21 protein-coding genes and 1 pseudogene are annotated in these 24,603 nt (G+C 54.8%); 18 read left to right on the top strand and 4 right to left on the bottom strand.

The window, feature by feature from the left end:
• The first annotated feature begins 1 nt into the window (after position 1).
• From gspN to AC097N_RS02895, 6 genes are all read left to right on the top strand, one after another.
• Positions 2-796 carry a type II secretion system protein N gene (gene gspN / locus AC097N_RS02920; RefSeq protein ID WP_479579242.1) on the top strand — a complete coding sequence of 265 codons (795 nt, stop codon included), beginning with the start codon at positions 2-4 and terminating at the stop codon, positions 794-796.
• 6 nt (positions 797-802) lie between these two features.
• Entirely contained in the window at positions 803-2,929 is a 2,127-nt protein-coding gene (gspD, locus tag AC097N_RS02915) for a type II secretion system secretin GspD (RefSeq protein ID WP_479579241.1), read from the top strand.
• Positions 2,930-2,946: 17 nt separating this feature from the next.
• On the top strand, positions 2,947-4,335 hold the full coding sequence (gene gspE / locus AC097N_RS02910) for a type II secretion system ATPase GspE (protein WP_479579240.1): 1,389 nt from the start codon (positions 2,947-2,949) through the stop codon (positions 4,333-4,335).
• A gap of 21 nt (positions 4,336-4,356) precedes the next feature.
• Entirely contained in the window at positions 4,357-5,589 is a 1,233-nt protein-coding gene (gene gspF, locus AC097N_RS02905; protein ID WP_479579239.1) for a type II secretion system inner membrane protein GspF, read from the top strand.
• A gap of 151 nt (positions 5,590-5,740) precedes the next feature.
• The gene (locus tag AC097N_RS02900; protein ID WP_479579238.1) at positions 5,741-6,019 is read left to right on the top strand and encodes a hypothetical protein; all 279 of its coding nucleotides are present in this window, start codon (positions 5,741-5,743) and stop codon (positions 6,017-6,019) included.
• 313 nt (positions 6,020-6,332) lie between these two features.
• On the top strand, positions 6,333-7,430 hold the full coding sequence (locus AC097N_RS02895; protein ID WP_479579237.1) for a porin: 1,098 nt from the start codon (positions 6,333-6,335) through the stop codon (positions 7,428-7,430).
• Positions 7,431-7,624: 194 nt separating this feature from the next.
• Here AC097N_RS02895 and AC097N_RS02890 read toward each other — a convergent pair.
• Positions 7,625-7,866 (bottom strand): annotated as a pseudogene (locus tag AC097N_RS02890) (IS5/IS1182 family transposase); the annotation flags it as partial.
• A gap of 182 nt (positions 7,867-8,048) precedes the next feature.
• Here AC097N_RS02890 and AC097N_RS02885 point away from each other — a divergent pair.
• Positions 8,049-8,867: an IclR family transcriptional regulator gene (locus AC097N_RS02885; RefSeq protein ID WP_479579236.1), complete on the top strand. Its 819-nt coding sequence runs from the start codon at positions 8,049-8,051 to the stop codon at positions 8,865-8,867.
• A gap of 41 nt (positions 8,868-8,908) precedes the next feature.
• On the opposite strand, the gene AC097N_RS02880 is transcribed toward AC097N_RS02885, so the two are convergent.
• Together AC097N_RS02880 and AC097N_RS02875 are read right to left on the bottom strand one after the other, a co-directional pair.
• Entirely contained in the window at positions 8,909-10,114 is a 1,206-nt protein-coding gene (locus AC097N_RS02880; RefSeq protein ID WP_479579235.1) for a CaiB/BaiF CoA transferase family protein, read from the bottom strand.
• Positions 10,104-10,970: an HTD2 family dehydratase gene (locus tag AC097N_RS02875; RefSeq protein WP_479579234.1), complete on the bottom strand. Its 867-nt coding sequence runs from the start codon at positions 10,968-10,970 to the stop codon at positions 10,104-10,106. The genes AC097N_RS02880 and AC097N_RS02875 overlap by 11 nt, the downstream gene beginning before the upstream one ends.
• Positions 10,971-11,202: 232 nt before the next feature.
• Here AC097N_RS02875 and AC097N_RS02870 point away from each other — a divergent pair, with 232 nt between their 5' ends.
• The 9 genes from AC097N_RS02870 (at position 11,203) to pcaF (ending at position 21,441) form a co-directional block, all read left to right on the top strand.
• On the top strand, positions 11,203-11,625 hold the full coding sequence (locus AC097N_RS02870) for a VOC family protein (protein WP_479579233.1): 423 nt from the start codon (positions 11,203-11,205) through the stop codon (positions 11,623-11,625).
• Positions 11,626-11,664: 39 nt separating this feature from the next.
• On the top strand, positions 11,665-12,717 hold the full coding sequence (locus tag AC097N_RS02865) for a TRAP transporter substrate-binding protein (protein WP_479579232.1): 1,053 nt from the start codon (positions 11,665-11,667) through the stop codon (positions 12,715-12,717).
• Positions 12,718-12,927: 210 nt separating this feature from the next.
• The gene (locus AC097N_RS02860; RefSeq protein ID WP_479579574.1) at positions 12,928-14,769 is read left to right on the top strand and encodes a TRAP transporter large permease; all 1,842 of its coding nucleotides are present in this window, start codon (positions 12,928-12,930) and stop codon (positions 14,767-14,769) included.
• Positions 14,769-15,701 (top strand): NAD-dependent epimerase/dehydratase family protein, encoded by a 933-nt coding sequence (locus AC097N_RS02855; RefSeq protein ID WP_479579231.1) that lies wholly within the window; start codon positions 14,769-14,771, stop codon positions 15,699-15,701. Before AC097N_RS02860 ends, AC097N_RS02855 begins: the two co-directional genes overlap by 1 nt.
• A 13-nt stretch (positions 15,702-15,714) precedes the next feature.
• The gene (locus AC097N_RS02850) at positions 15,715-16,485 is read left to right on the top strand and encodes an SDR family NAD(P)-dependent oxidoreductase (RefSeq protein WP_479579230.1); all 771 of its coding nucleotides are present in this window, start codon (positions 15,715-15,717) and stop codon (positions 16,483-16,485) included.
• A 76-nt stretch (positions 16,486-16,561) separates the two neighbouring features.
• Positions 16,562-16,876, top strand: coding sequence for an antibiotic biosynthesis monooxygenase family protein (locus AC097N_RS02845; protein ID WP_479579229.1), 315 nt, complete (start codon positions 16,562-16,564; stop codon positions 16,874-16,876).
• Between the two features lie 116 nt (positions 16,877-16,992).
• Positions 16,993-18,153 (top strand): acyl-CoA dehydrogenase family protein, encoded by a 1,161-nt coding sequence (locus AC097N_RS02840; protein WP_479579228.1) that lies wholly within the window; start codon positions 16,993-16,995, stop codon positions 18,151-18,153.
• Positions 18,154-18,173: 20 nt separating this feature from the next.
• On the top strand, positions 18,174-20,216 hold the full coding sequence (locus AC097N_RS02835; protein ID WP_479579227.1) for a 3-hydroxyacyl-CoA dehydrogenase NAD-binding domain-containing protein: 2,043 nt from the start codon (positions 18,174-18,176) through the stop codon (positions 20,214-20,216).
• Between the two features lie 10 nt (positions 20,217-20,226).
• Positions 20,227-21,441: a 3-oxoadipyl-CoA thiolase gene (gene pcaF / locus AC097N_RS02830; RefSeq protein ID WP_479579226.1), complete on the top strand. Its 1,215-nt coding sequence runs from the start codon at positions 20,227-20,229 to the stop codon at positions 21,439-21,441.
• Between the two features lie 112 nt (positions 21,442-21,553).
• On the opposite strand, the gene AC097N_RS02825 is transcribed toward pcaF, so the two are convergent.
• Positions 21,554-22,723, bottom strand: a complete 1,170-nt coding sequence (locus tag AC097N_RS02825) for an IS4 family transposase (protein ID WP_479579225.1) — start codon at positions 22,721-22,723, stop codon at positions 21,554-21,556.
• Between the two features lie 301 nt (positions 22,724-23,024).
• Here AC097N_RS02825 and AC097N_RS02820 point away from each other — a divergent pair, with 301 nt between their 5' ends.
• Together AC097N_RS02820 and AC097N_RS02815 are read left to right on the top strand one after the other, a co-directional pair.
• Complete coding sequence (locus tag AC097N_RS02820) at positions 23,025-24,035, top strand: tannase/feruloyl esterase family alpha/beta hydrolase (RefSeq protein ID WP_479579224.1); 1,011 nt, start codon at positions 23,025-23,027, stop codon at positions 24,033-24,035.
• Positions 24,025-24,567 (top strand): tannase/feruloyl esterase family alpha/beta hydrolase, encoded by a 543-nt coding sequence (locus AC097N_RS02815; protein ID WP_479579573.1) that lies wholly within the window; start codon positions 24,025-24,027, stop codon positions 24,565-24,567. The genes AC097N_RS02820 and AC097N_RS02815 overlap by 11 nt, the downstream gene beginning before the upstream one ends.
• Positions 24,568-24,603 lie beyond the last annotated feature (36 nt).

The following is a 24,603-nucleotide window of genomic DNA, read 5'->3' as shown; positions in this document are numbered from 1 at the left end:
GGTGGCGCGATCCCGTTCTGACTCCAACCCCTCCCCGCCGTGGGCCTGGGCGCTGGCGGGCGCCTTGCTGGGGCTGGTGCTGGCGGTGCTGTTCAATGCCCCGGCACGCTGGCTCACATCGGCTTTGCAGCAGGGCAGCGGGGACCGCGTCCTGTTTCAGGCCACCCGCGGCACCGTCTGGAACGGTTCGACCCAACTGGCCTTGGCGGGCGGCACCGGCAGCCATGACGCCGTCGCCTTGCCGGGCCGGATCAGCTGGGGGATCAAACCCTCTTTGTCAGGGCTGCAGGTGGACCTGCAGGTTGACTGCTGCACCCGGCAGCCCTTGCACTTGAGCCTGCTGCCGCAGTGGGGCGGTGCCAAGGTGGTGCTGGCCGACAGCCTGTCCCAGTGGCCTGCGCAGTGGCTGACCGGCTTGGGCACGCCGTGGAACACCGTGCAGGCTGAAGGTCAACTGGCGGTGTCGACCCAAGGGCTGGAGGTAGCGTGGGCGGCCGGGCGCCTGGTGCTGGCCGGGCGGGCGCAGCTGGATGCCGCGCAAATCTCGTCACGCCTGTCGACCCTGAAGCCGATGGGCAGTTACCGCATCACGGTGCTCGGCGGGGCGACGCCCTCGTTGCAGCTGGAAACACTGGACGGAAGCCTACAATTGTCCGGCGCTGGCCAGTGGGTGGGCTCGAAATTCCGGTTTGACGGCGTTGCCAGCGCCACCCCCGAGCGCCTTGACGCTTTGTCCAATCTCCTGAACATCATCGGGCGCCGAGACGGCGCACGCGCCATCATCAAAGTGGGTTGAATCCGTATGAAATTCCGTGACTTCCGACCCCTGTTTAATGCTACTTATTTGATAGCTTCTCCCGCCCTATTGGCGGGGGCTATAGGCCTTTTTTCTATAAATTCCCAGGCGCAGATCGCGGCGGGCACCCGGGCCGGTGAGCCCGTCACCCTGAACTTCAGCAACGCCGAGATTGACGCCGTGGCCCGCACCATGGCCAGCATCACCGGGTACAACGTGGTGGTGGACCCGCGCGTCAAGGGCACCCTCACCCTGGTGACCGACAAGCCCGTGAGCCGCGTGGTTGCCATGAACCAGTTTCTGGCCGCCTTGCGATTGCAGGGTTTCACCATGGTGGAGTCGGCCGGTTTGTACAAAGTGGTGCCCGAGGCCGATGCCAAGCTGCAAAGCGGCGCGGTCGCGGTGGGCGAGGGCCCCTTGGGTGGTGCGGTGGGCAACCAGATCACCACGCAGATTTTTCGCCTCAACTTCGAGTCGGCCAACAACCTGGTGCCGGTGCTGCGCCCGCTGATCAGCCCCAACAACACCATCAACGTCAATCCCGGCAACAACTCGCTGGTCATCACCGACTACGCTGACAACCTGCGGCGCATGGCGCGCATCATCGCGGCCATGGATGTCTCCAACGCCACGGGTGTGGAGGTGTTGCCGCTCAAACACGCCATCGCGGTGGACCTGGCGCCCCTGGTGCTGCGCCTGGTGGAGTCGTCGGGCGCCGCGGCGCCTGCGGGTCAGGCGGACAGTTCGTTCAAGACCACGCTGATTGCCGAGCCGCGCTCCAACACGCTGATTCTCCGTGCCGCCAACCCGGCGCGCGTGGCCCTGGTCAAGTCCCTGATCGAGAAGCTCGATCAACCCGCCGCGGGTAACACCAACGGCGCCGCCGGCAACATTTACGTGGTGTACCTGAAAAACGCCGATGCCACCAAACTGGCCGCCACCCTGCGCGCGGCCATGTCCGGCGAGGTCCGCACCGCTGCCGCCAGCCCGGCCACGGCGTCAGTTGGCGCGGCGGCAACGGCCAGTGCCGCCACCCCGGCGGCCTCCACCGGCGGCCAGATTCAGGCCGACTCAGCCACCAACTCGCTCATCATCACCGCGCCCGAGCCGCAGTACCGCCAGTTGCGTGCCGTCATCGACAAACTCGATGCCCGCCGCGCCCAGGTGCTGGTGGAGAGCCTGATTGTGGAAGTGAACGCCGACAAGGCGGCCGAGTTCGGCATCCAGTGGCAAGGCCCCCTGGGCAAGAGCGGCGACAGCGTCATTGGCCTGTTGGGCACCAACTTTGGCACGGCGGGCAAAAACATCATCAACCTCGCCACCGGCGCGGGGGCCGTGTCGCCGGGTTCGGGCCTCAATATTGGTGCAGCGATCCGCAGCAACGGGGTGTATGTGCTGGGCTTTCTGGCGAACTTTCTGGAGACCAGCGGCAGTGGCAACGTGCTCTCCACGCCCAATTTGCTGACGCTGGACAACGAGGAAGCCAAGATCGTGATTGGCGAAAACGTGCCCTTCGTCACCGGCCAGTTCACCAACACCGGCAGCACCACCGGCACGGTCAATCCGTTTCAGACCATCGAGCGCAAGGACGTGGGCCTGACGCTCAAGGTCCGCCCGCAAATCAACGAGAACGGCACGGTGAAGCTGGTGATCTACCAGGAAACCTCGGCCGTCAAAGCGGGTACCGAACTGGCCGCCAATGGCCCCACCACCAACAAGCGCACGATCGAGTCGACCGTGCTGGTGGACGACGGCGCCATCGTGGTGCTGGGCGGTCTGCTGCAGGACAAGTACACCGGCAACCAGGAGAAAGTGCCGGGCCTGGGCGATATGCCGTTTTTTGGCAACCTGTTCAAGAGCGAGTCCCGCGCCCGCGCCAAGACCAACCTGATGGTGTTTCTGCGGCCCGTGGTGGTGCGTGACGCACAGGCCACAGACCGGCTGTCGATGGACCGTTATGACCTGATGCGCTCCGGCATGAAAGACGCACAACCCATCCCGAGCCAACTGGTGCCCATCAACGAGGCGCCGCTGCTGCCCGAACTGTCCAACAACAAAGGCCCGGCCTCCGAGGTGATGCTGAAGCGTGAGAGCCCGACGCTGACCTTGCCGCCCGTCAACACGCAGCCTTGACCGGGAGCTTGTCTGCCATGCGTCACCCGCTGCCCTACGCCTTTGCCCGCACCCACCAGCTGCTGCTGGAAGACGATGCCGGCGCGCTCACGCTGTTTGTGCACCCGGATTCGGGCGCCAGCGCCGTCAGTGAGGTGATGCGCAAATACCCCGTGGGCCAACTGGAGTCGCTCGGCGCCCAGGCTTTGATTCAGCGCATCAGCGTCGCCTACGCGCAGGGCGAGTCCAGCGCTGCCGCCGTGGTGAGTGAGGTGGAGAGTGACGCCGACCTGTCCCGCATGATGCAGGACCTGCCCGCGATTGAGGACTTGCTGGAAACCTCGGACGACGCGCCCATCATCCGCATGCTCAACGCGCTGCTCACGCAGGCCGCGCGCGATGGCGCCAGTGACATCCACATCGAACCCTACGAGCGGCATTCGAGCGTGCGCTTTCGGGTCGATGGCACGTTGCGCGAGGTGGTGCAACCGAACCGTGCGCTGCACGCCGCCCTGATCTCGCGTCTGAAGATCATGGCCGACCTGGACATTGCCGAGCGGCGCCTGCCGCAAGACGGCCGCATCTCGCTGCGCATTGGCACGCGGGCGGTGGACGTGCGGGTGAGCACATTGCCCAGCGCCCATGGGGAGCGTGCGGTGTTGCGCCTGCTGGACAAGTCCGAAGGCAAGCTCAGTCTGGAAGCGCTGGGCATGCAGGGCGACAGCCTGGCCCGTTTTCAGCGCCTGATCGAGCAGCCGCACGGCATCATTCTGGTGACCGGGCCCACGGGCTCGGGCAAGACCACCACGCTGTATGCGGCGCTGAGCCGGTTGGATGCCGCACGCAGCAACATCATGACGGTGGAAGACCCGATCGAGTACGAACTCTCGGGCGTTGGCCAGACGCAGGTCAACGCCAAGATTGAACTCACCTTTGCCAAGGCCTTGCGCGCCATCCTGCGCCAGGACCCGGACGTGATCATGATTGGCGAAATCCGTGATTTCGAGACGGCGCAGATTGCCATTCAGGCCTCGCTCACCGGCCACCTCGTGCTGGCCACGCTGCACACCAATGACGCCACCAGTGCGGTGACGCGGCTGACCGACATGGGGGTGGAGCCTTTCCTGCTGAGTTCCTCCCTGTTGGGGGTGCTGGCGCAGCGGCTGGTGCGCAAGCTCTGTGTGCACTGCCACGGTGCCGGTTGCGCGCACTGTGGCCAGACCGGGTACGCGGGGCGCAGCGGCGTGTTTGAACTGCTGGTGACGGATGACGCCATTCGTGCCCAGATTCACAGCCGCGCCTCGGAGGCTGACATCCGCACCGCCGCCCTGGCGGGGGGCATGAAGCTGATGCGCGACGATGGCGAGCGGCTGGTGCAACTGGGCCTGACCTCGCGCGAAGAACTGGTGCGCGTGACGCGCGACTAGCCGTATTGAAAAGCACAGCGCATGCCGGTCTACTCATTTGAAGCCCTCACCCCCGAGGGACAAACCCGCAAAGGCGTGATCGAGGCCGACTCGGCCCGCGCCGCACGCGGCATGCTGCGCAGCCAGGCCATGGTGCCGCTCAACGTCGAAGCTGTCGGCCCCGAGGCTGACCGGCAACAGGGTAAAAGTGGTTCGGGGATTGGCCGCTACAAACGACGCGTTTTCAACGCCACCGGCCTGGGGGTGTGGACACGCCAGCTGGCCGGTCTGGTGTCGTCCGGCCTGCCGCTGGAGCGGGCCTTGACCTCGCTGTCCGATGAAGCCGAGCGTGATGTGGAGCGCCACCTGGTGGCCTCCTTGCGCGCCGAGGTGAACGGCGGCTCCACCTTCGCGCGGGCGCTGTCGCAACACCCGCGGGAATTCACGACCATCTTCATTGCCGTCATCGGTGCGGGCGAGCAAAGCGGCAAGCTGGGGCTGGTGCTGGAGCGCCTGGCTGATGACCTGGAAGAGCAGCAGGCCCTCCAGGCCAAGCTCGTGGGCGCGGCGTTGTACCCGGCCATCGTGACGCTGGTGGCGATTGCCATCGTGCTGTTTTTGGTGACCTACGTGGTGCCGCAGGTGGCCCACGTGTTTGTGGGCAGCAAGCGGGCGCTTCCCATCCTCACTGTGCTCATGATCGGTTTGAGTGACTTTGTGCGCAGCTACGGATGGTTGATGCTGGTCGCTATTATTTTTATAGCTATAGGTGCACGGTACGCCTTGGCTAACGCCGCTTTTCGTGAAAAGTTTGACGCCGCCTGGCTGAACCTGCCCATCCTGGGTAAACTCTCGCGCAGCTACAACACTGCACGTTTTGCCAGCACCTTGGCCATGCTGGCCGCAGCCGGGGTGCCCATTCTGAAAGCACTGCAGGCCGCGGCCGAGACGCTGTCCAACCGCGCCATGCGAGCCGACGCGCTGGATGCGCTGGTGCTGGTGCGCGAAGGTGCACCACTGGCTTCTGCCCTGGCGCAGAAAAAGCGCTTCCCCGGTTTGCTTTCGATGTTTGCCCGCCTAGGGGAACAAACCGGCCAGCTGCCAGTGATGCTGCAGCGCGCCTCCAAACAACTCAGCACCGAGGTGGTGCGCCGCGCCATGCAACTCGCCACGCTGCTGGAGCCGCTGCTGATTGTGGCCATGGGTGTGGTGGTGATGCTGATCGTACTGGCCGTGCTGTTGCCCATCATCCAGCTCAATCAACTGGTCAAGTAAGACGCGTGTCCGTCTATTTGTCATAAATCGTGTGTGCCGGTCAACCCGTGCGTCACCCCAGCGTTGTAGATACAAGCCTGAATGAAATCGGGCCTGCTTGAGTTAGTCGAAGCAGCTGCGACTATCGTTTTTGTTCAAAGAAATATTCATCATGACCTCTATCAAAACTCTCTTCGTTGGCGCCTTGATTTCTGCTGTGGCCGCCGTGTCTTTCGCTGCAGCACCTGCTGCTGACGTGAAGGCTACACCTGCTGTCCCCGCTGTTGCCGCCACCGCAGCGACACCCGCCGTAGCTGCAACGCCTGCGGCGTCTGCCGCCAAGGCCGTGAAGAAGACAGCCGCTAAAAAGCCCGCTGCCAAAAAAGTGAAAAAAGCCGCTGTGGCCAAAAAAGCTGCTGCTGCAGCACCCGCTGCCTCTGCTGCCAAATAAGCAGGCGAACTATAAAAAAGGGGGGCTGAGGAAACTCAGCCCCCCTTTTTTTTGATCGTGCCGTCGTGATGGAAACGATGCGCCTCATCTGTATCAAGGTGAATCAAATTGGAGCAACCTTGTATCAACGCGGGCAACGCAGTCTAGGGTAAAGCCGTTCCCTGGCAACCGTTCCGCGACAACAAACGGCCACCTTGCTCTCTGAAATAGCCTCGTCATCCCATCTCCGCATCGTCGGGCATGCATTTTGCGGTAGGGAATCGTCACGCAGTCACATGCGTGACTTTTTTCAAACAACAATGAGGAGCTTTCAATGAGCAAGATGGTGAAGTATTCAATGCCCAAAAAACTGGTGGCCGTGGCTGCCCTGGCGCTGGTGTCTGGTGCGGCTGTGGCGCAAAGTTCCGTGACCGTGTATGGCAATATTGATCTCGGCTTGTTATTCCAAAATAACGCGGCACCGACGGTGTCCTCTCCACAGGTCTACAACGGCGGCATTTCGCCCAGCATTTGGGGCTTCCGGGGTTCGGAAGATTTGGGCAATGGCTTGAAGGCCAGTTTCAATCTTGAATCACACTTTTCTGCGGACACGGGCGCCTCGGTAGCCCCACTCTTCCGTCGGCAAGCCAATGTCGGACTGTCGTCTGCCACCTTGGGCACGCTGACCTTGGGCACGATGTACAGCCCGGCGGTATTGGCTTTTGCGGCGACCGATCCGCGTGGTCTGCGCGAGAACTTCTCCGGCCTGTATTCATGGGCCTACAACTCGGGCGTGCTGGCCGGTCCCAATACCAACAGCGATGTCGGTGTGTTCATGCACAACGCCATTTCCTATAGCAACACGGTCGGTCCGGTGAACCTTGCCGTGGGTTATAGCGTGGCCGAAAACAGTGCCGTTGGCCCGACAGGTGGCGCCGTGCTGGCACTGGGTGCCAGCTACACCGGCCCGGTGTCTTTGTCGGCCGCTTACCAGACGACCGACAGAGCCAATACGTCGGACCAGCTGAGCGCCATGTATTCCGTGGGCGCGGGCTACACCATGGGCTCGTTGACCGGCAAGCTCAACTACTTGCGTGGCACGAACAAAAATGCCGCAGGCGCGCAGACCAGCAATGTCGAAGTGATTGGCTTGGGCGTGGACTGGAAGCCTGCCTCCAACAACACCGTGATCGCCGCGCTTTATTACGGCAAGGACAAGGACGACAGCACCAACAAAACCACGTCATTCATTTTGAGCGATGAATACGCCTTGTCCAAACGCACCACCCTGTACGGCACCGTGGCTTTTGTGACGACCGACAAAATGGCGAATGGCGGCACCACCGGGTTGATGACCTCGGTGGTGGCGGGCGGTACGCTTGCTGACACCAACGCCACCTTGTTCAACCTGGGTATCAAACACTCGTTCTAGGCGCTGTGGTGAATAAGTGGGGCTAAAGATTGGCCGGGCTTTGCAACATCTACGGTTTGCGAAATCGAAATATATTTCGCCAGCTGTGACCCTTTTGGGCCGGTTTCGCAGGCCTATTGGCCTGCCTTCCTGCCTCATGATCACACCTGTGCCAACAGGCTCTGCCGACCGAGGTAGATGTTGGCCAGCGCCAATTAAGTGAGCGCCCGTGTCGCTTTCTTTAGCAAGCCGCGGTAACTCACATTGCCAAATCCCCACAGGCGCCTAACTACGCCAAAGACATGCTTTATCAGTGAACGGATGCGTGACTTGTTGCGGTTCTTGGCGCGCACCACCTCATCAATGAAGCCTTTGTAGCGGGTCCGATAGTTGGTGAAGTCTTTCGTTTTGGGGCCTTGCTGGCAATCAGTTGTTTCTGGCTGGCATAGGCAGAGTCACTCCTATATGTGGAGATAGATTTTATCAATTGGATATTGATTGTTAATATTTTTATTAACAGCTCGCCGGTTTGTACGATTCAAAAATCACGGTGCAAGGTACTCACGGCAAAGCAGAGATAGCATCATTCACCGATAAGATTACCATTGCAGCTATGAATTTACTATTGGTGAGGCTCTGATGGAGGATAAGTCGACAGTTGCATGCAGCACGGCAGAAGGTGAACGCCGAATTTATTCGGCTCCAGCGCTGGAAAAAGGCTTAGATATCCTCGAGATGCTGTGCCGCAGCGACGGACCTTTATCCCAGAAGGAAATGGCGAAAAAACTAGGTCGTAGCGTGGGCGAAATTTACCGTATGGTGACTTGCTTGGTTGACCGAAATTATGTAGCACAGATCGATGAAAGTACTTACACGATCACCACGAAGCTGTATGAACTGTCGCACATAAATCCTCCGACGCACAGGTTGCTTTTTGAAGCGATGCCGATCATGCAAAGACTGGCCAACGAGCTTGACCAATCCTGCCACCTCACAGTTTATTCCCAAGGTAAGCAATTGGTGCTGGCCAAGGTTGATGCGCCCAGTGGAATGGGTTTTAGTGTTCGAACAGGTTCCGAACTCGACGTGTTGATTTCAGCATCAGGCCGTGTGCTTTTGGCTTTTCAAAATCCTGAAACAACCAGGTTGTGGATTGAAGAATCTATTCAGCGGCGCCCGGATCAATCAGATCCTCAAACAGCTGCGATTCTGGACACGATTCGAAAGATTGGCTTTGAGTCAATTCCCAGCGTGCAAGTGCGCGGCCTATATGCGGTGAGTTTTCCTATTCTTGATACGCAGGGAAAGGCGTTGGCTGCACTGACCGTGCCCTACGCCGAGCGCATTGATCAGAACCAGCGAAAGTCGATCCCGGAAGTGACGGCAGTGCTGGGTACCGCTGCGCGTACGTTGTCGGGAAAAGTAGGTGGAACTGTGCGAGTTAACATGCCTGCATAAAGTCGACAGGCACTGGGTTGCCAGATGACAGCCTTGATGCGTCAGTGTTCAGATGCTATTGCCGAACCTGACCTCAACATGGCAACCACTTCGTCTTCGTTGAAGCCCATTTCGTTGAGCAATTGTTTTGTTTCCCAACCTTTTGGTTGGGAACAACTCCGCAGTGGTAAGTAGGATTCATTGACACGTATTGAGGCACGAATGGCGGCAGTCTTTCCCTCCGTGGGATGCTGCTCGTGCTGAATTAATCCGACTGCGGTTAGATGTTTGTCTCGGGGAAGAGTCTCAAGGGTATGGCACGGCTGAGCTGCGATATCGGCCTTTTGCAATATTTCCAGCCACTCATTGGTAGTCTTATCCGTAAGCGGTGTACCTCTGATTTCAAACCATTGTGTTACATTTTTTGCGCGTGCTGCCACAGAAATAAATCGCGGGTCATTGAGCAGTTCATCTCTACCGGTAACACTCAAGAACGCACTGACCTGTGTATTCGTATTCACAGTGAAGGAAATCCACCCGTCAGCTGTTTTTACAGGTTTGTTGTGAGGGCTCAATAGCCGGAGGTCTCCGGGCGGTCCTACTGGCGGATCAAAGCTATGTTGTGCAAGATGTTCCTGCAGAACAAACGCAGCCATGGTTTCGAACATGGGTACTTCAATCGTGCAGCCAATTCCGCTGGCCTTGTGTTCAACTATGGCGGCAAGAATTGACCCTGCTGCAATTTCTCCCGCAACATGGTCGCAAATTAGCATAGGCACATAGTTGGGGCTTCCATCGCGACGAAGAAAAAGGCCTGCCATTCCAGTTGCTCCTTGAACAACGCTGTCGTAAGTGGGCTGACCCGCGTACGGACCGTCTGTTCCATATCCAGTGATTAAGCAATAAACTTTTTCCGGATAACGACCTCTGATTGTTTCTGCATCCAACCTGAGTTTCTTCAAGGCTTGAGGCCGCATGTTGGCAACGATGACGTCTGCAGATGCAACAAGTCGCTCCATTACATCGCGGGCTTCCGGGTTTTTTAGATCGAGGCAGATGTTGCGCTTTCCCCGATTCAAATGAAGATACGTTCCAGAGTGACTGCCCGTGGGGGATGCCCCGCCAAGACCTCGCATTAGGTCACCTTCTGGGCTTTCGACCTTGATGATCTCTGCTCCATATTGACCTAGTCTCCAGGTGCAGACCGGGCCTACAACGACACTTGTCAGATCCAGCACCCGAATGCCTTTTAAGGGATTAAAGCTCATTGGTTTGCACCTCCATGTCGACAGCGAGCGTTGAACGGTTGTCATAGGCCTGCAATTGCCATCTTGAGTCAATCCTGTTGGCAACCATAGTGATAGGGCTTCCACAAAATAGAGGCGACACATGACGTGCATTGAAGGATGCAGGGGACACGCCTACTTCCTGACGCAGAAATTCAGTCAGTAGTAATGTAGCCAGTCCTCCATTGACGACTAGATCAGGAAAGCCCTCTACGTTGCGTGCATGTGCTCGGTCAAGGTGGATCTTGTGTGAGTTGAATCCAAGAGCCGAGTACTGAAAAAGAAAGGTCTCATCCGGCACCACCGTCTTGACCCATTTCCCAGTCACATTTGCAGAGATATCAGCGCCAGTCGGCGCTGAAGCGCCTTTTGTTGCTGGTAGTAGAAAATACGTTTGAGTTTCAACGAGTGCAGGGGCGGCGTCATCTTGAAGTCGCAATTCATGCTGAATTGTGGCCACCACCATAGGTCCTGTTTTCGTGGTCTTCCGAGTGAGGCTTTGTATTGAGCTGTTACGCATCACCGAAGCGCCAATAGGTATGTCTATCACGTACGCAACCGATCTGCTGCCAAGCATGAGCCGTGGAAGTCCAAGGTCCGGCATCGTCACACCAAGGCCCGGAAAGCCGTCGGCACGCAGTTGCGACCTTCTTGTATCCGCGCCCATCAAGATGAATTGCCATCCCCGCGGAAGTGGAGCACCTTCAACGAAATCATCCGGGTTTAGATTGAGCATCGCTGCGACTCTCCGCACAGATGAAGCACTGCAGATTTCTCGTCGAATAGTGTCCCCTTGTGTTGCAGCAAGAGACAAGTAGTCATGGTTTATTTGATTCATTTGTGAATCCTATCATTCATTGGCGATTCGCAAAACACCGTTATCAGCAAAAAAACGGCATATATCTTAGGGATAACCCCTATATAATTTCATGGGCGAATTTATTGATTCATATGTAAACTTACACGTCGCACCGTTCAGGGCTAAGTAGAGCTCCCAGCCCAATCAAGTGGAGCGACCTCTAATGGCTTTAGCTACTAGAGGGGTTGCAACCTAACCTAAGGAAAGCGCTATGGAATTTAAGTTTCATCACATGAACATTTGCACAGACAACTTGCCCAGATTGACCAAGTTCTACAAGACTTTATTTGAACTGGGAACGATTACCGACAACGCACATACCGTCATCAGTCGAGATCGCGACGACCGTGCATATACGGGCAAGGTTGACTTTTTGACCGATGGGGACATTGAGTTTCATTGGTCGGAGCGTGATCTGGAAACTGGCTTCAAGATGAAGAAGTTCGTTAACCCAATGGGACATGGTCACTTTTGTTTCCGGACCGATGACATCCAGGGCTTCATGCGCAAATGTGATGCCATGGGTATCCGCTATTCGGACTACGGATGCTGGGCTATTCCCGGTTGGCATCAGGTCTTTCTCTACGACCCAGATGGCCATTGCATCGAAGTTCATCAACCCAACGTGTTCTGACTCACTTCACATCATCGAGACAAAACAGCAGGAGACAACATGACATCTATAAACGAAGAAAAAGTAATCGGCATCCATCAAAACGGACGTCGAGATGCACTCAAGCTTATCGCTGGCGTAGCTGCCACAACATTGATTCCGGGTGCAGTACTAGCGCAAAGTGCCGGAAAATTCAATTTTAAAATAGCGATTACCTTGCCTGAGAGCCATCCAACTCCCATCGCATTGAAGGCGGCATGTGCAGAGATTTTGAAAGAGTCGAACGGGCGTTTGAATGTCGAGGTCTATCCAAGTGGTCAGTTGGGTAGTGATACGGATACGCTCTCCCAAGTTCGCTCCGGTGCAATCGATTTCATTTGCACAGCAGGTTCAATCTATGGGAACCTGATGCCTACGGCTGCAATCAATTCGATTGCATTTGCATTCCCTGACTATCCAACCGTTTGGAAGGCTATGGATGGTGACCTTGGCGCGCACATTCGAGCGTCGTTTGATAAGGTCAATTTGACCCAAGTCGGTAGGGTCTTCGACCACGGATTCCGTCAAATCACGCACTCGTCCAAACCAATCAACACCCCTAAAGACCTGGTAGGCATGAAGATCCGAGTGCCCGCAACACCGTTGTGGACATCTATGTTCAAAAGTCTGGATGCATCTCCTGCAACCGTGCCAATCGGTGAACTCTACACAGCGCTTCAGACCAAGGTGGTCGATGGACAGGAAAATGCCTTGCCAACGATTGATGCAGTAAAACTGTATGAAGTTCAGAAATATTGCTCCACCACATCGCATATGTGGGAGTATTTTTCTCTGGTGGGAAACAAGAAAAATTGGAATTCATTGCCCGAAGATTTGAGAGCGATGGCCACTCTAATTTTTGAAGCGCATGCATTGAAGCAACGTGCTGCGCATGAAGCATTGAACTCGACGCTTGAAGCCAAGCTGAAGGGATTGGGTATGCAGTTCAATCGAGTGGAGAGACAGCCATTCCGTGAAACCTTGCAGAAAGCAGGCTACTACGCCGAATGGCAAAAGAAGTTCGGCCCTGAAACATGGTCCCTGCTCGAAAAGTACACAGGAAAACTTGTCTAGCCGACACATTCCAGGAGGTCGGTCAGGCTGGATCGACTCCTACTTGTCTCCCCTGCAGTGTCCCGCTGGCAGTGCAGAGAGATACAACTATCGACAGCAAGTCGATGCAATTGCAAGATTCGCGCATCTGCGAACATTTCATTTGGAGACGCCCCTTTGGACACGTCAAATCTTACTCAGAAGTCGTCAGAAGTTAAAGCGAACGTCCGCGTGGATACCGCGTGGCTTAGGGCCGTCGCAAAAGTTGACCGGATCCTGGCATTCGTAACTGAGGTTCCTGCGGCTATCTTGGTGCTGTTGGAAATTCTGGTGCTGTTTGGTGGAGTGGTGAGTCGATATGCCATCCATCGGCCTCTCACTTGGTCCGATGAACTTGCGTCTGTGATGTTTTTATGGCTCGCGATGTTGGGATCCGTCATTGCATTTCGGCGGTCAGCGCACATGCGCATGACAGCACTTGTAGATATGGCCTCCTCGGAAAGGCGCGCATTTTTAGATCTCTTGGGCGTAGTCGCAGCAGCCACTTTTTTGGTCCTGGTCGGTTACCCAGCCTACGAATTTGCAATGGACGAGGCTATCGTCACATCGCCTTCACTCGAAATATCCAATGCCTGGCGTGCCTCGGCTTTGCCCGCCGGAATATTGCTGATGAGCGTTGCCGCAGCGTTGAAATTAGCTGAGGTTTCCAATTGGAAGCGGTTAGTGTCAGCCTTAGCTGTTTCAGTAGTGGCAGTTGGCGCACTCTATCTAATGAGTCCCGTTTTTCAAGGCCTTGGGAATATCAACCTGTTCATATTTTTTGTTGTCATTGTCGCCATTTTGGTCCTCACCGGAGTGCCAATTGCCTTCGCGTTCGGATTGGCGACATTGGGCTACATAGCGTTGACGACTACTAAACCCACAAGTGTCATTATTGGTCGCATGGATGAAGGCATGTCGCACATCGTGCTCCTCGCGGTTCCACTATTTGTCTTCCTAGGAGTTGTTCTCGAACTTAGCGGTATGGCAAAGGCGATGGTGAGATTCCTCGCATCGTTATTGGGTCATGTTCGTGGCGGCCTTTCCTACGTGCTTGTTGGAGGCATGTATTTGGTTTCCGGAATTTCAGGTTCGAAGGCAGCGGATATGGCAGCTATCGCACCGGTTCTGTTCCCTGAAATGCGCAAGCGAGGCGTTGATGAGGGTGAAATGGTTGCCCTGCTCGCGGCCACTGGAGCCCAGACTGAAACGATTCCTCCGAGCATCGTGCTCATTACCATTGGATCAGTAACAGGAGTTTCAATCGCGGCTTTGTTCTCCGGCGGCTTAGTCCCGGCGTTGGTGTTAGCGGCATTGTTGTGCTTTGTCGTGTGGCTGAGAAACCGCAATGCTGATATGTCAGGTGCTCAACGCGCAACCTGGAGTGAAATCGGACGTGCCTTGCTGGTTGCCAGTCCTGCACTCGCACTTCCTTTCATTATTCGCGCTGCGGTGATGGAAGGAGTAGCCACCGCCACGGAAGTTTCAACCATTGGAATCGCGTATGCACTTCTTGCCGGCGCACTGATCTATCGTCAGTTGGATTACAAAAAACTCTGGCCGGCATTGATCGATACAGCCGCACTGTCTGGCGCAATCTTGTTGATCATCGGAACGGCAACAGGCATGGCCTGGGCTCTTACGCAGTCAGGATTTTCGCGTGAACTTGCGCAATTGATGACGCAGCTACCAGGAGGGGCAGCGGGATTCCTTGCTGTGTCCATCTTGGCATTCATTATTCTGGGTAGTGTGCTGGAAGGGATTCCGGCCATTGTTGTGTTCGGACCGTTGCTGTTTCCGATCGCCAAGCAGTTCGGCATCAATGACGTGCACTACTCAATGGTTGTCGTACTAGCTATGGGTATTGGTCTATTTGCCCCGCCATTTGGGGTTGGATATTACGCAGCATGTGCTATCAGCGGCGTGAGTCCAAGTAAGGGAATGAAGCCAATTGTTGGATACATCGTAGCCCTTATTGTCGGAACGCTAATCGTGGCCGCAATACCCGGTCTATCCACAGGGTTCGGCCGTTAATGGGCGCGTCTAAAACATATTTTGTAACCGGTGCTGCCGGATACATAGGCGGCTCAATAGCCGAAAAAATAATCAAGACTGGGGCCCGTGTACGCGGATTGGTCAGAGGCAGTGCAAATGCAGAGAAACTTTTCGAGTGGGGAATTGAGCCCGTCATGGGCGATCTGAACGATGCTAATTTGCTAATCCATGAGGCAACGCAATCCGATGGCGTGATTAATGCTGCCAGCGCAGATCATCCAGATTCGGTGAATGCGATTTTAAAAGGGTTAGAAGGTTCTGGAAAACCTTTCATCCATACCAGTGGATCAAGCATTGTTGGCGATGACGCCCGTGGTATGAAGATTAGCGAGCAGGTGTACGACGAAGATACACCGCTGATTGTTCAGCCCTTGAAGCAACCACGCCGCGATATTGATGTGATGGTGCTGAGAGCTGCAAAATCCGACGTTCGGTCCATAGTAATCTGCCCGAGTCTCATCTATGGTCAGGGTCGAGGCTTAAATTCCAAGAGTGTCCAAATTCCATTTCTTGTTGAAAACGCTCAGCGCACTGGGTTTGTACAAATTGTTGGGGCCGGGAAGAACGTATGGTCCAACGTACATATCGATGATGTTGTTGACCTTTATTTACTAGCGTTGGCAAAAGCCCCGGCTGGCTCATTCTATTTTGCGGCTAATGGAGAAGCGTCGTTTCTTGAACTTGGAACCGCTATCGCAAAGAGGTTGGGCCTTTCCGAAGTGAATTCGTTGGATCCTGAAGCTGCGGCCAGTCTTTGGGGCATTCCAAGAGCGTATTACTCATTTGGGAGTAACAGCCGAGTTCGGTCGGTGCATGCGAAGCTGGAACTGGGATGGGCACCCCGTCATACATCAGCCGTTGATTGGATTCTCAACTCGATGCCAATCGAATCAGTTGACATTAAAAACTAGAAACGAGAGAAGTATGTTACTTAAAGACAAAGTGTGCGTGATCGTGGGCGCCGCATCTCTACGGAGCATCGGCTACGCAACAGCCCAACTCTTTGCCGAACATGGTGCAAAGGTTGTGGTGGTTGACGTCATGATGGACGAAATGGTGTTGCAAGAGGTCAAATCGTCCATAGAAGCACAAGTAAAAGGACCGATCTCAGTGCATGGCGTACGGTGTGACGTAAGTAGACCTGACGATTGTGAAAACTTGGTTCGTCAGGTCATGGAGCTTCACGGAACAATTGACTGCTTGGTGAATTCTGCCGGAATTGTGCGATCGCAACCGATACTGGAGATCAGCGAAAAAGACCTTGACCTCATGTTTGATATCAATCTAAAAGGGGCCTTCTTTTTGTGCCAAAGCGTTCTTAGAATTTTCGCGGAGAAAAAATCAGGAACCATAGTGAATGTTGCGTCGTTGGCTGCACAACGAGGAGGCGGATTGGTTGGCGGTTCGCACTACGCAGCTTCAAAGGGCGGTATGTTGAGTATGACAAAAAGTATTGCCCGCGAATTTGGCGCATTTGGAATTCGTGCGAATGCTATCTGTCCGGCAATGATTGAAACCCAAATGCTTGATGGACTCTCAGATGAGCGGCTGCGCGGAATCATCGAAGCAATTCCATTGAGGCGAACTGGGACAACGCGTGAGATGGCCGGTGCATGCCTTTTTCTTGCTTCCGAACTTTCCGGTTTTATTACTGGCGCCACCATTGATGTCAATGGTGGTACGCACATCCACTGAAGCTTCAAACATCCACCGTCGAAGGTAAATTCTTCAACCGTCAATGATGCTCACGCCATCAAAAAGGTACTAAAAAATGATTTTGGAAATAGCCGACATTCAGATCAAGCCAGGACAGAACGCAGAGTTTGAAAATGCGGTTCATACCGCTTTGACAACGATATTTCCTAAGGCTAAGGGATTCCTATCCCACAAATTTCATGCCTGTATTGAATCAAAGGATCGGTACGTCCTGCAATTGGCGTGGATGACACTGGAAGACCACACGGTTGACTTCCGGGGATCGGCATTATTTACGGAATGGCGAGCCCTAGTCGGAGCCTACTTTGCTCAAGCGCCGCACGTAGAGCATTTTGAGCTTGTGAGTGCCTCAGAAAAAACTTTAGGGTAAGAGTCAAACCCGTCAAGTCTCTGCAGACCATTGCGTTGGCAGGTTCAAGAGGCTAGTTCACGAGTAAAAAATTATTCGCGGTGTCAAAAGCTCCGCAAAGAAAGGTGAGGAAACCGATGGCACTAGACCAAGAGACATTTCCTCTGCTAATAGACAGCGTTCACAAATTCGTTCGTGATCGGCTGATGCCAGCAGAAGATCATGTGGAGGAGCGTGACGAGGTTCCTTTGGACATCATCTCCGACATGAAAGAACTCGGTTTATTTGGCATATCTATACCTGAGCAGTATGGTGGTATTGGACTTTCCATGTCGCAAGAATGCCAAGTGGCATATGAGTTGGGTCACACGGCACTCGCGTTTCGATCTGTTGTTGGTACAAACATTGGAATTGGATCGCAAGGAATTTTGATGGACGGAACACAGGAGCAGAAAGATAAATATCTGCCTGAGATTGCGTCCGGAGACCTGATTGTTGCATTCGCATTGACCGAGTCAGACGCTGGGTCTGACCCCGCCTCGCTGAAAACATCCGCTGTTCTAACTGGTGAAAATTATGCCATCAACGGAAGCAAGCGATACATAACGAATGCCCCAAGGGCGGGTGCTTTCACATTGATGGCTCGTACAAGTGGAGGCGGTGCCAATGGCATATCGGCGTTTATTGTTCCCGCAGTGACTGATGGAATATCGCTGGGAAGGGCTGACAAGAAAATGGGTCAACGTGGGACTAAGACCTGCGATGTCTACCTGGACAATGTCTTGGTTCCAGAGAAAAACATCATTGGTGGAATTCCGGGCCGTGGGTTTAAAACTGCAATGAAAGTATTGGACAGGGGGCGGTTGCACCTCTCTGCTTTGGCTTGCGGTATGGCGAATCGCATTTTGCAAGAAAGTCTTTCCTACGCACGTCAACGGAAACAATTTGGTCAGCGTATTGGGGATTTTCAACTTATACAGGCGATGCTCGCAGATAGCCAGGCGGAAATATTGGCCGGATGGAGCCTAGTACAAACAGTGGCTAGCCGCTACGAAGAAAAGCCAATTGGACTGTTTGACGCAGAGGTCAGTATGCAGGCATCTTGCGCCAAGATGTTCACCACAGAGATGGTAGGGCGTGTCGCTGATCGGGGCGTTCAAATTCATGGTGGTGCCGGATATATCAATGAGTACAAAGTTGAACGCTTCTATCGTGATGCGCGACTACTTCGCTTGTATGAAGGAACTACGCAAATTCAGCAACTCGTAATAGGGAAGCAACTGATGCGTTCCGAATGATGAGTACTCCGATAAAAAATATGCTGAAGATCAAAAGCAGAGTCGCCGTCATTGAGCTAAATAGCCCGCCACTTAACTGCCTGGGGCAAGCTATTCGCTTGCAGGTAGTTCAAATGATAGGGGCCGCCCTTGCCAATGATTTGGTCCAAGGCATTGTGTTGGTGGGGAATGGCAATACATTTTCAACGGGCGTGGAACTTTCAGGGTACGAAACCGGGTCATACCTTCACGAGCCGGATCTTAACGCGGTCATATCCGCCGTTGAGAAAAGTCAAAAACCAGTTGTTGCTGCCATAGCTGGGATTGCTTCAGGTGGTGGTCTGGAGCTTGCCCTGGCTTGTCATGGACGCGTTGCTTTAGCGACGGCCAAAATTGGTTTTCTGGAAGTCATTTCGGGATTGATTCCATGCGCCGGCGGTACGCAGCGGCTGCCCCGGATGATTGGAGTGGATGCTGCACTCACGATGCTTCTCTCTGGTCAATTGACAAGTGTCATGAACTCTTCATGCTCTGGTTTGTTTAACACTGTTTGCGAGGATGATCTTCTATCTGCTGCAATACAAGATGTGGCTCAATTAGTTGCGTCGAAGGATTCATGGATCAATGTACGGGAGACTCGTCTTGACGCACTAAAAGTACAGGAATGCGTTACGTCGAAGCGATCAAAGCTCAATTATCGTCAGCAGTTGCAGCCCGCGTACGCTGCCGCCTTAGACGCAGTGCTGGCTACCTCGCAATCGTTTGATGATGGGCTGGAGATTGAGCGCGCACTGTTTTTTGGTTTGGCTTCGTCATCCTCATCACTTGCTCTTAGATACCTGATTAATGCCGAGCGTGAGGCGAGTCAATTGCCCTCAGATCTGCACGCTAAGCCACGGAAAGTGGATGTTGTGGCCGTCATTGGTGCTGGAACCATGGGATCGGGTATCGCCATTGCGGCATTGGATGCTGGACTGACTGTTCTCCTGCTGGAGCAAAGCGACGACGCTTTAGGGCGCGCCCTGGATCGAATTAAATCTCATTACCACGAACGTGTGCAAAGCGGAAAGATGCTAATAGCACTTGCAGAAAAGTGCGAGTCACGTTTGATGATGTCGACAGACTGGTCACGTTTGATGGTAGCTGACCTGGTTATAGAAGCTGTCTTTGAGGAATTGGACGTAAAGAGAGACGTCTTCAGAAAGATTGATACATATGCCCGTCGAGGTGCGGTACTGGCAACAAACACCTCCTATCTGGATGTGGATGCCATTGCTGCATTTACCCGGCGTCCCCAAGACGTTTTAGGACTTCATTTTTTCAGTCCAGCCAACGTGATGAAGTTGTTGGAGGTTGTTCGTGGGAAGAACACTTCTGCTGATGTTTTAGCGACAGCGATGGGTTTGGGAACTCGGCTGCAGAAAACGCCAGTCTTGTGTGGTAATTCATTTGGATTTATAGGCAACCGCATATATAACGCGTACCGCCGACAGTGTGAATTTATGTTGGAGGATGGCGTGTGGCCCGAGGATGTCGATCGTGCGTTGACTGACATGGGATTTGCGATGGGGCCCTTCGCGGTGGCAGATCTATCCGGCCTGGACATTGCATGGCGAATGCGCAAGGCACAGGCAATGACGCGGGATCCACGCGAGCGATATGTTTCCATCCTGGATAAGTTGTGCGAACAAGGTCGTTTGGGGCGTAAAACGAGCGCTGGATATTACGCCTACAAGGATGGGAAAAAGGCAGCGACGGCAGATGCGACGGTCCGTACCTTGATCGAGCAAGCCAGCATCGATCGCGGCATTGAACGACGCAGTCTATCTGCACACGATATTCAACGGCGGGCACTTTTGTCGATGGTCAACGAGGCTGCCCTTCTGTTTGCAGAAGGTGTCGCGACAAGAGCCGAGGACGTTGACGTCGTTCTCACACAAGGTTATGGATTCCCTCGCTGGGAAGGGGGGCCTGTCTTCTGGGCCAGACAACAAGATCGCAATGGACTTGAGGAAGAACTGGCACAACTGGCACGTGAGGCGGGCTATGGGTACGAACTGTGCAATTTAGAAATTTTGCTTTAGGAATTTGATAATGAAGAAGAGAAGTGAAGACGCTTTCATCTGCGACGCGATCCGCACCCCCTTTGGCCGCTATGGCGGCGCGCTATCGAACGTGCGCGCCGACGACCTGGGCGCCATTCCGCTGCGCGCGCTGATGTCGCGCAACCCCAACGTCGATTGGGCTGAGATAACGGACGTATTGTTTGGATGCGCCAACCAGGCTGGAGAAGACAACCGCAACGTCGCGCGCATGAGCAGTCTGCTCGCAGGGCTGCCGGTTGAAGTGCCCGGAGCCACCATCAACCGCCTCTGCGGCTCCAGCCTCGACGCCGTGGGCACAGCCGCGCGAGCCATCAAGAGCGGCGAAGCGCAGTTGATGATTGCGGGCGGGGTGGAAAGCATGAGCCGCGCCCCCTTTGTCATGCCCAAAGCCGAGAGTGCCTTTAGCCGCGCCAACGCGATCTATGACACCACCATCGGCTGGCGCTTTGTTAACAAGCTCATGAAGGCGCAGTACGGTGTGGACTCCATGCCTGAGACCGCTGAAAACGTGGCCATGGACTTTGGTATTGAACGTGCAGCGCAGGACCAGATGGCCCTGCGCTCGCAACTCAACGCGGTGCGTGCCCAACAAAGCGGTTTCTTCGATGCGGAAATCACCCCGGTGACGATTACGCAGAAAAAAGGCGACCCCATCATCGTGACGCAGGACGAACACCCCCGCGCCACCTCGCTGGAGAGCCTGGCCAAGCTCAGGGGCGTGGTGCGCCCCGATGGCACCGTGACAGCCGGTAACGCCTCCGGGGTGAACGACGGCGCTTGTGCCCTGCTGCTCGCCAACGAATCCGCGGCCCTGCGTCATGGCCTGACGCCACGAGCCCGCGTGGTGGGCATGGCCGCAGCCGGCGTGGCGCCCCGCATCATGGGTTTTGGCCCGGCCCCGGCCACGCGCAAGGTATTGGCACTGACAGGTTTGAGTCTGGCGCAGATGGATGTGATTGAGCTCAATGAGGCCTTCGCAGCGCAGGGTTTGGCCGTGTTGCGCGACCTCGGCCTGGCGGATGACGATGCCCGCGTCAACCCGAACGGCGGCGCCATCGCGCTGGGACATCCGTTGGGTGCCAGTGGCGCCCGGCTGATCACGACAGCCGTGAACCAGTTGCACCGCATGGGTGGCCGTTATGCCCTGTGCACCATGTGCATCGGGGTGGGGCAGGGCATCGCCGTCATTGTTGAACGCGTGTAAGCCACTTTTCCGAAGATCACGATCGATGTAGACGGTACATCAATGCAGCAGATGGGTTCTATTTAAAAAAAACGGAGACATTCACTGAACATCAGTAGTGTCCCAACGTTCATCAGAGGAGAACGAGCTGATTGGGCTCGAAATCCGACTCTGAATTTGTCGAGGGTGGCGTAAGTAGTTGATTTATTGGGATAGTTTCAAACATGGACAGACTCAAGATTTGTAGGATTCCATACAGGGTGTGATGCTCAAGATGCAATCGTTTCTTCGCAATGGCGATCAACAGATAGGTGGATATCGCAATCCAGATCTGCGTCTTTACCGCGTTCTCGCTGGTGCCAAAGAACACCTTGATGCGCAAATGCTGCTTAATCCATTTGAAGAACAACTCCACCTGCCAGCGCTGGCGGTACAGGTCGGCAATCAACTGCGGTTTCAATGCGAAGTTGTTGGTCAAAAACACCCGTCGTTTTCCCGTATCGTCCTTGACCGCCACGCGGCGCAGCGTCGTGGGGTAGTCCTTGCTCAAATAGTGCGTCGTCAGCACACCCGTCTGATCGCACAGCACCGCAGTGTTGATTCGATCCACTGGGTGCGAGTAGCGTCGCTTGAATTTGGTATTGCTCTTGGCGCGCGTCACGAAGAAGGCTTGCGCCTCGTGAATGACGAACAGTCGAGCGAAATCCAGATAGCCCCGGTCCATCAGGTAGAAGGCCCCCGGCTCCAGCACCAAATCGTCCAGGACGTTGACCTCGTGGGTCTTGCCATCCGCAATGTGAATGAAGCTGGGGATGCTTCCTCTCAAATCGAGCAAGGTATGCAGCTTGATGGCGGCCTTGGTCGAGCGAAATGGTGCCCACGAAAATACCGACAGACAGAGATCGATGGTGCTGGCGTCGAAGGCATACACCGCCGCGTCGAGCTCCACGCCAAACGGCTCCTTGGCGTACAGCGGTCGTGCAATACCAATCAGGTGCTGGGCGAAGTCCGCATAGATTTGCCACGGGCGTGTAGCGTTCGCATTGACCAGCGTGTTGCGCGAAATCGTTTGGCAACGAAAACCCATGTGATACAGATACCGAGCTTGCGCACGCAGGTTGACTTCGATGTCCCGCAAAGATTCTCGATAGGTCAATTGGGCGAATGCCATCGCGAAGAACTGGTCCAGACACGACAAGTCCTTGACCTTGTGTTCGCCCCGGTGATCGGCAACACAGCGGCGAAACGAACTCAGCGGCCGGTAGACGAGGAGTTGCGCAAATACGAGCTTGCCTTGGTGCATGGTGGGTTTTGGCGGGAATCCGCGAAAAACCCGAAGTCTGACTTTCGACGTTCAAATCGAGACCAGACTCAAGCATCAAATTTATCAGGCAAATCATTAACTTACGACGTTCCGATGTGACAACGTGTGTGACACTACTGAATGAACATCAGAAATAAATTCTGCAGTCAACTCGAGTGCCAGAGAACTTGGACGCCCTCATACTTCACTGCAACTGCGGTCGTCCAAACGGCTGTATTGGCGACTGGATGCGGTGGCAGCAATGGAGATTCGACAGTAACCAATGCTGAGAAGGTCGGCTGTGAAAGCTTCATCGGAACAAAAATCGCCGGCGGCACAGTTCAGTCTGCAACTGCAGTTTCGGCTGGGGACCACGCCCCCTGGTCAACCAACAGCGTTAACAGGTCTTCCGGCCTTTTGCAAAGTCACTGCAACGATGCGGCCATCAGCAGACTCAAACATTGCCGTCGAACTATGGATGCCTAGACAAAATTGGAACGGCCGCTTTCTTGGTACTGGAAATGGCGGCGGAGCAGGTGCTATTTCTTACGGAACCGGTATAGCTGAAGGGCTGAAACGAGGGTTCGCTTCGGCCAATACTGATCTCGGCACTGCGCCTGATTCCAATCTGGCTGTAGACCATCCTGAACGCTGGAGTGACTTTGGTTATCGTGAAAATCATGAAATGACTGTTGCAGCGAAGACACTGATTTCTGCTTGCTATCAGGCTGCTCCACGGACCTCGATATTTTCAGGGTGTTCCACCGGAGGTCAGCAGCCCCTTTCGATCGCTCAACGCTACCCGGAAGATTACAACGGTATCGTGGTAGGCGCGCCGGCAAACAATCGCACACATCTCAAAACGCTGTTTTTGAGTAACATGCAGGCACTAAATGCGCCGGGTGCCATGCTCTCGCAAGCTAAGTTGGACATGGTTACAAGCAAAGTCATACCCGCTTGCGTTGGTAAGGACGGAGGTGCGCCTACAGACAACTACCTGACTGATCCTCGTCAATGCAACTTTGATCCTGAAACGTTGCCAAAGTGCTCGGGAGCTGACAATGACACGTGTCTTACAGCACCACAGTTGACCGCATTGAAAGCGACATGGACCGGGCCGGTTAATCCACGGACTGGGGAGAGAATTTTTTCCGGTCTCCCGTTTGGCTCTGAAAGCGCTGTATTCGGTTTGGCATTCCAAGGCGACACAGTCTCATGGCCGTCCCAGCAGTTTTACTCTTTTAAGTGGGCGCTTGGAGCAAATTGGAATTACACGATGTTCGATTTTGATCACGATATGGATGCGGTGTGATGCACGCCTAGCTTCGTCCCTAAACGCAAACGATGCCAATTTGGCCCAGTTTCAGGCCAATGGAGGAACGCTAATGATGTTCAATGGGACGATGGATCCGGGTGTTCCTTACTCAAGCCCGATTGAGTATGACGAACGTGTGGTTCAGGCACAAGGCGGCGATCTTGCCGGAACTCAAGGTTTCTTCCGTTTTTACCAAGTACCGGGTATGGGTCACTGCAGCAGCATCACAGGCGGCGCAGGTGTAGGCGATTTCGGTCAAGCGTATTCACCCTTCGTTCCAAAAGATCAATCTCATGACATTATCTTGAAGCTCGTTGATTGGATCGAAAAGAAAAACACGCAAGACAGCATCATCGCTACAAAATATACAGATTCATCTGGCACTACTGTCGCGATGGAGCGACCTATCTGTACCTATTCTAAGATTCCAACGTACCTAAGCGGAGACGCCTCAAAGGCAAGCAGTTTTCAGTGTGTCGACGCTCCTCGCAACGGAGTTCCTGTTCCGGCGGCAAAATACCTCAACTGAGAATTTGATGCATCCTTTCCAAGGGAAAAAGCATGA

This window comes from Rhodoferax sp. LS1R11 (genome assembly GCF_056521395.1).
Note: the sequence above shows the minus strand (reverse complement) of the source record. Positions and strands in the feature narration are given on the sequence as shown.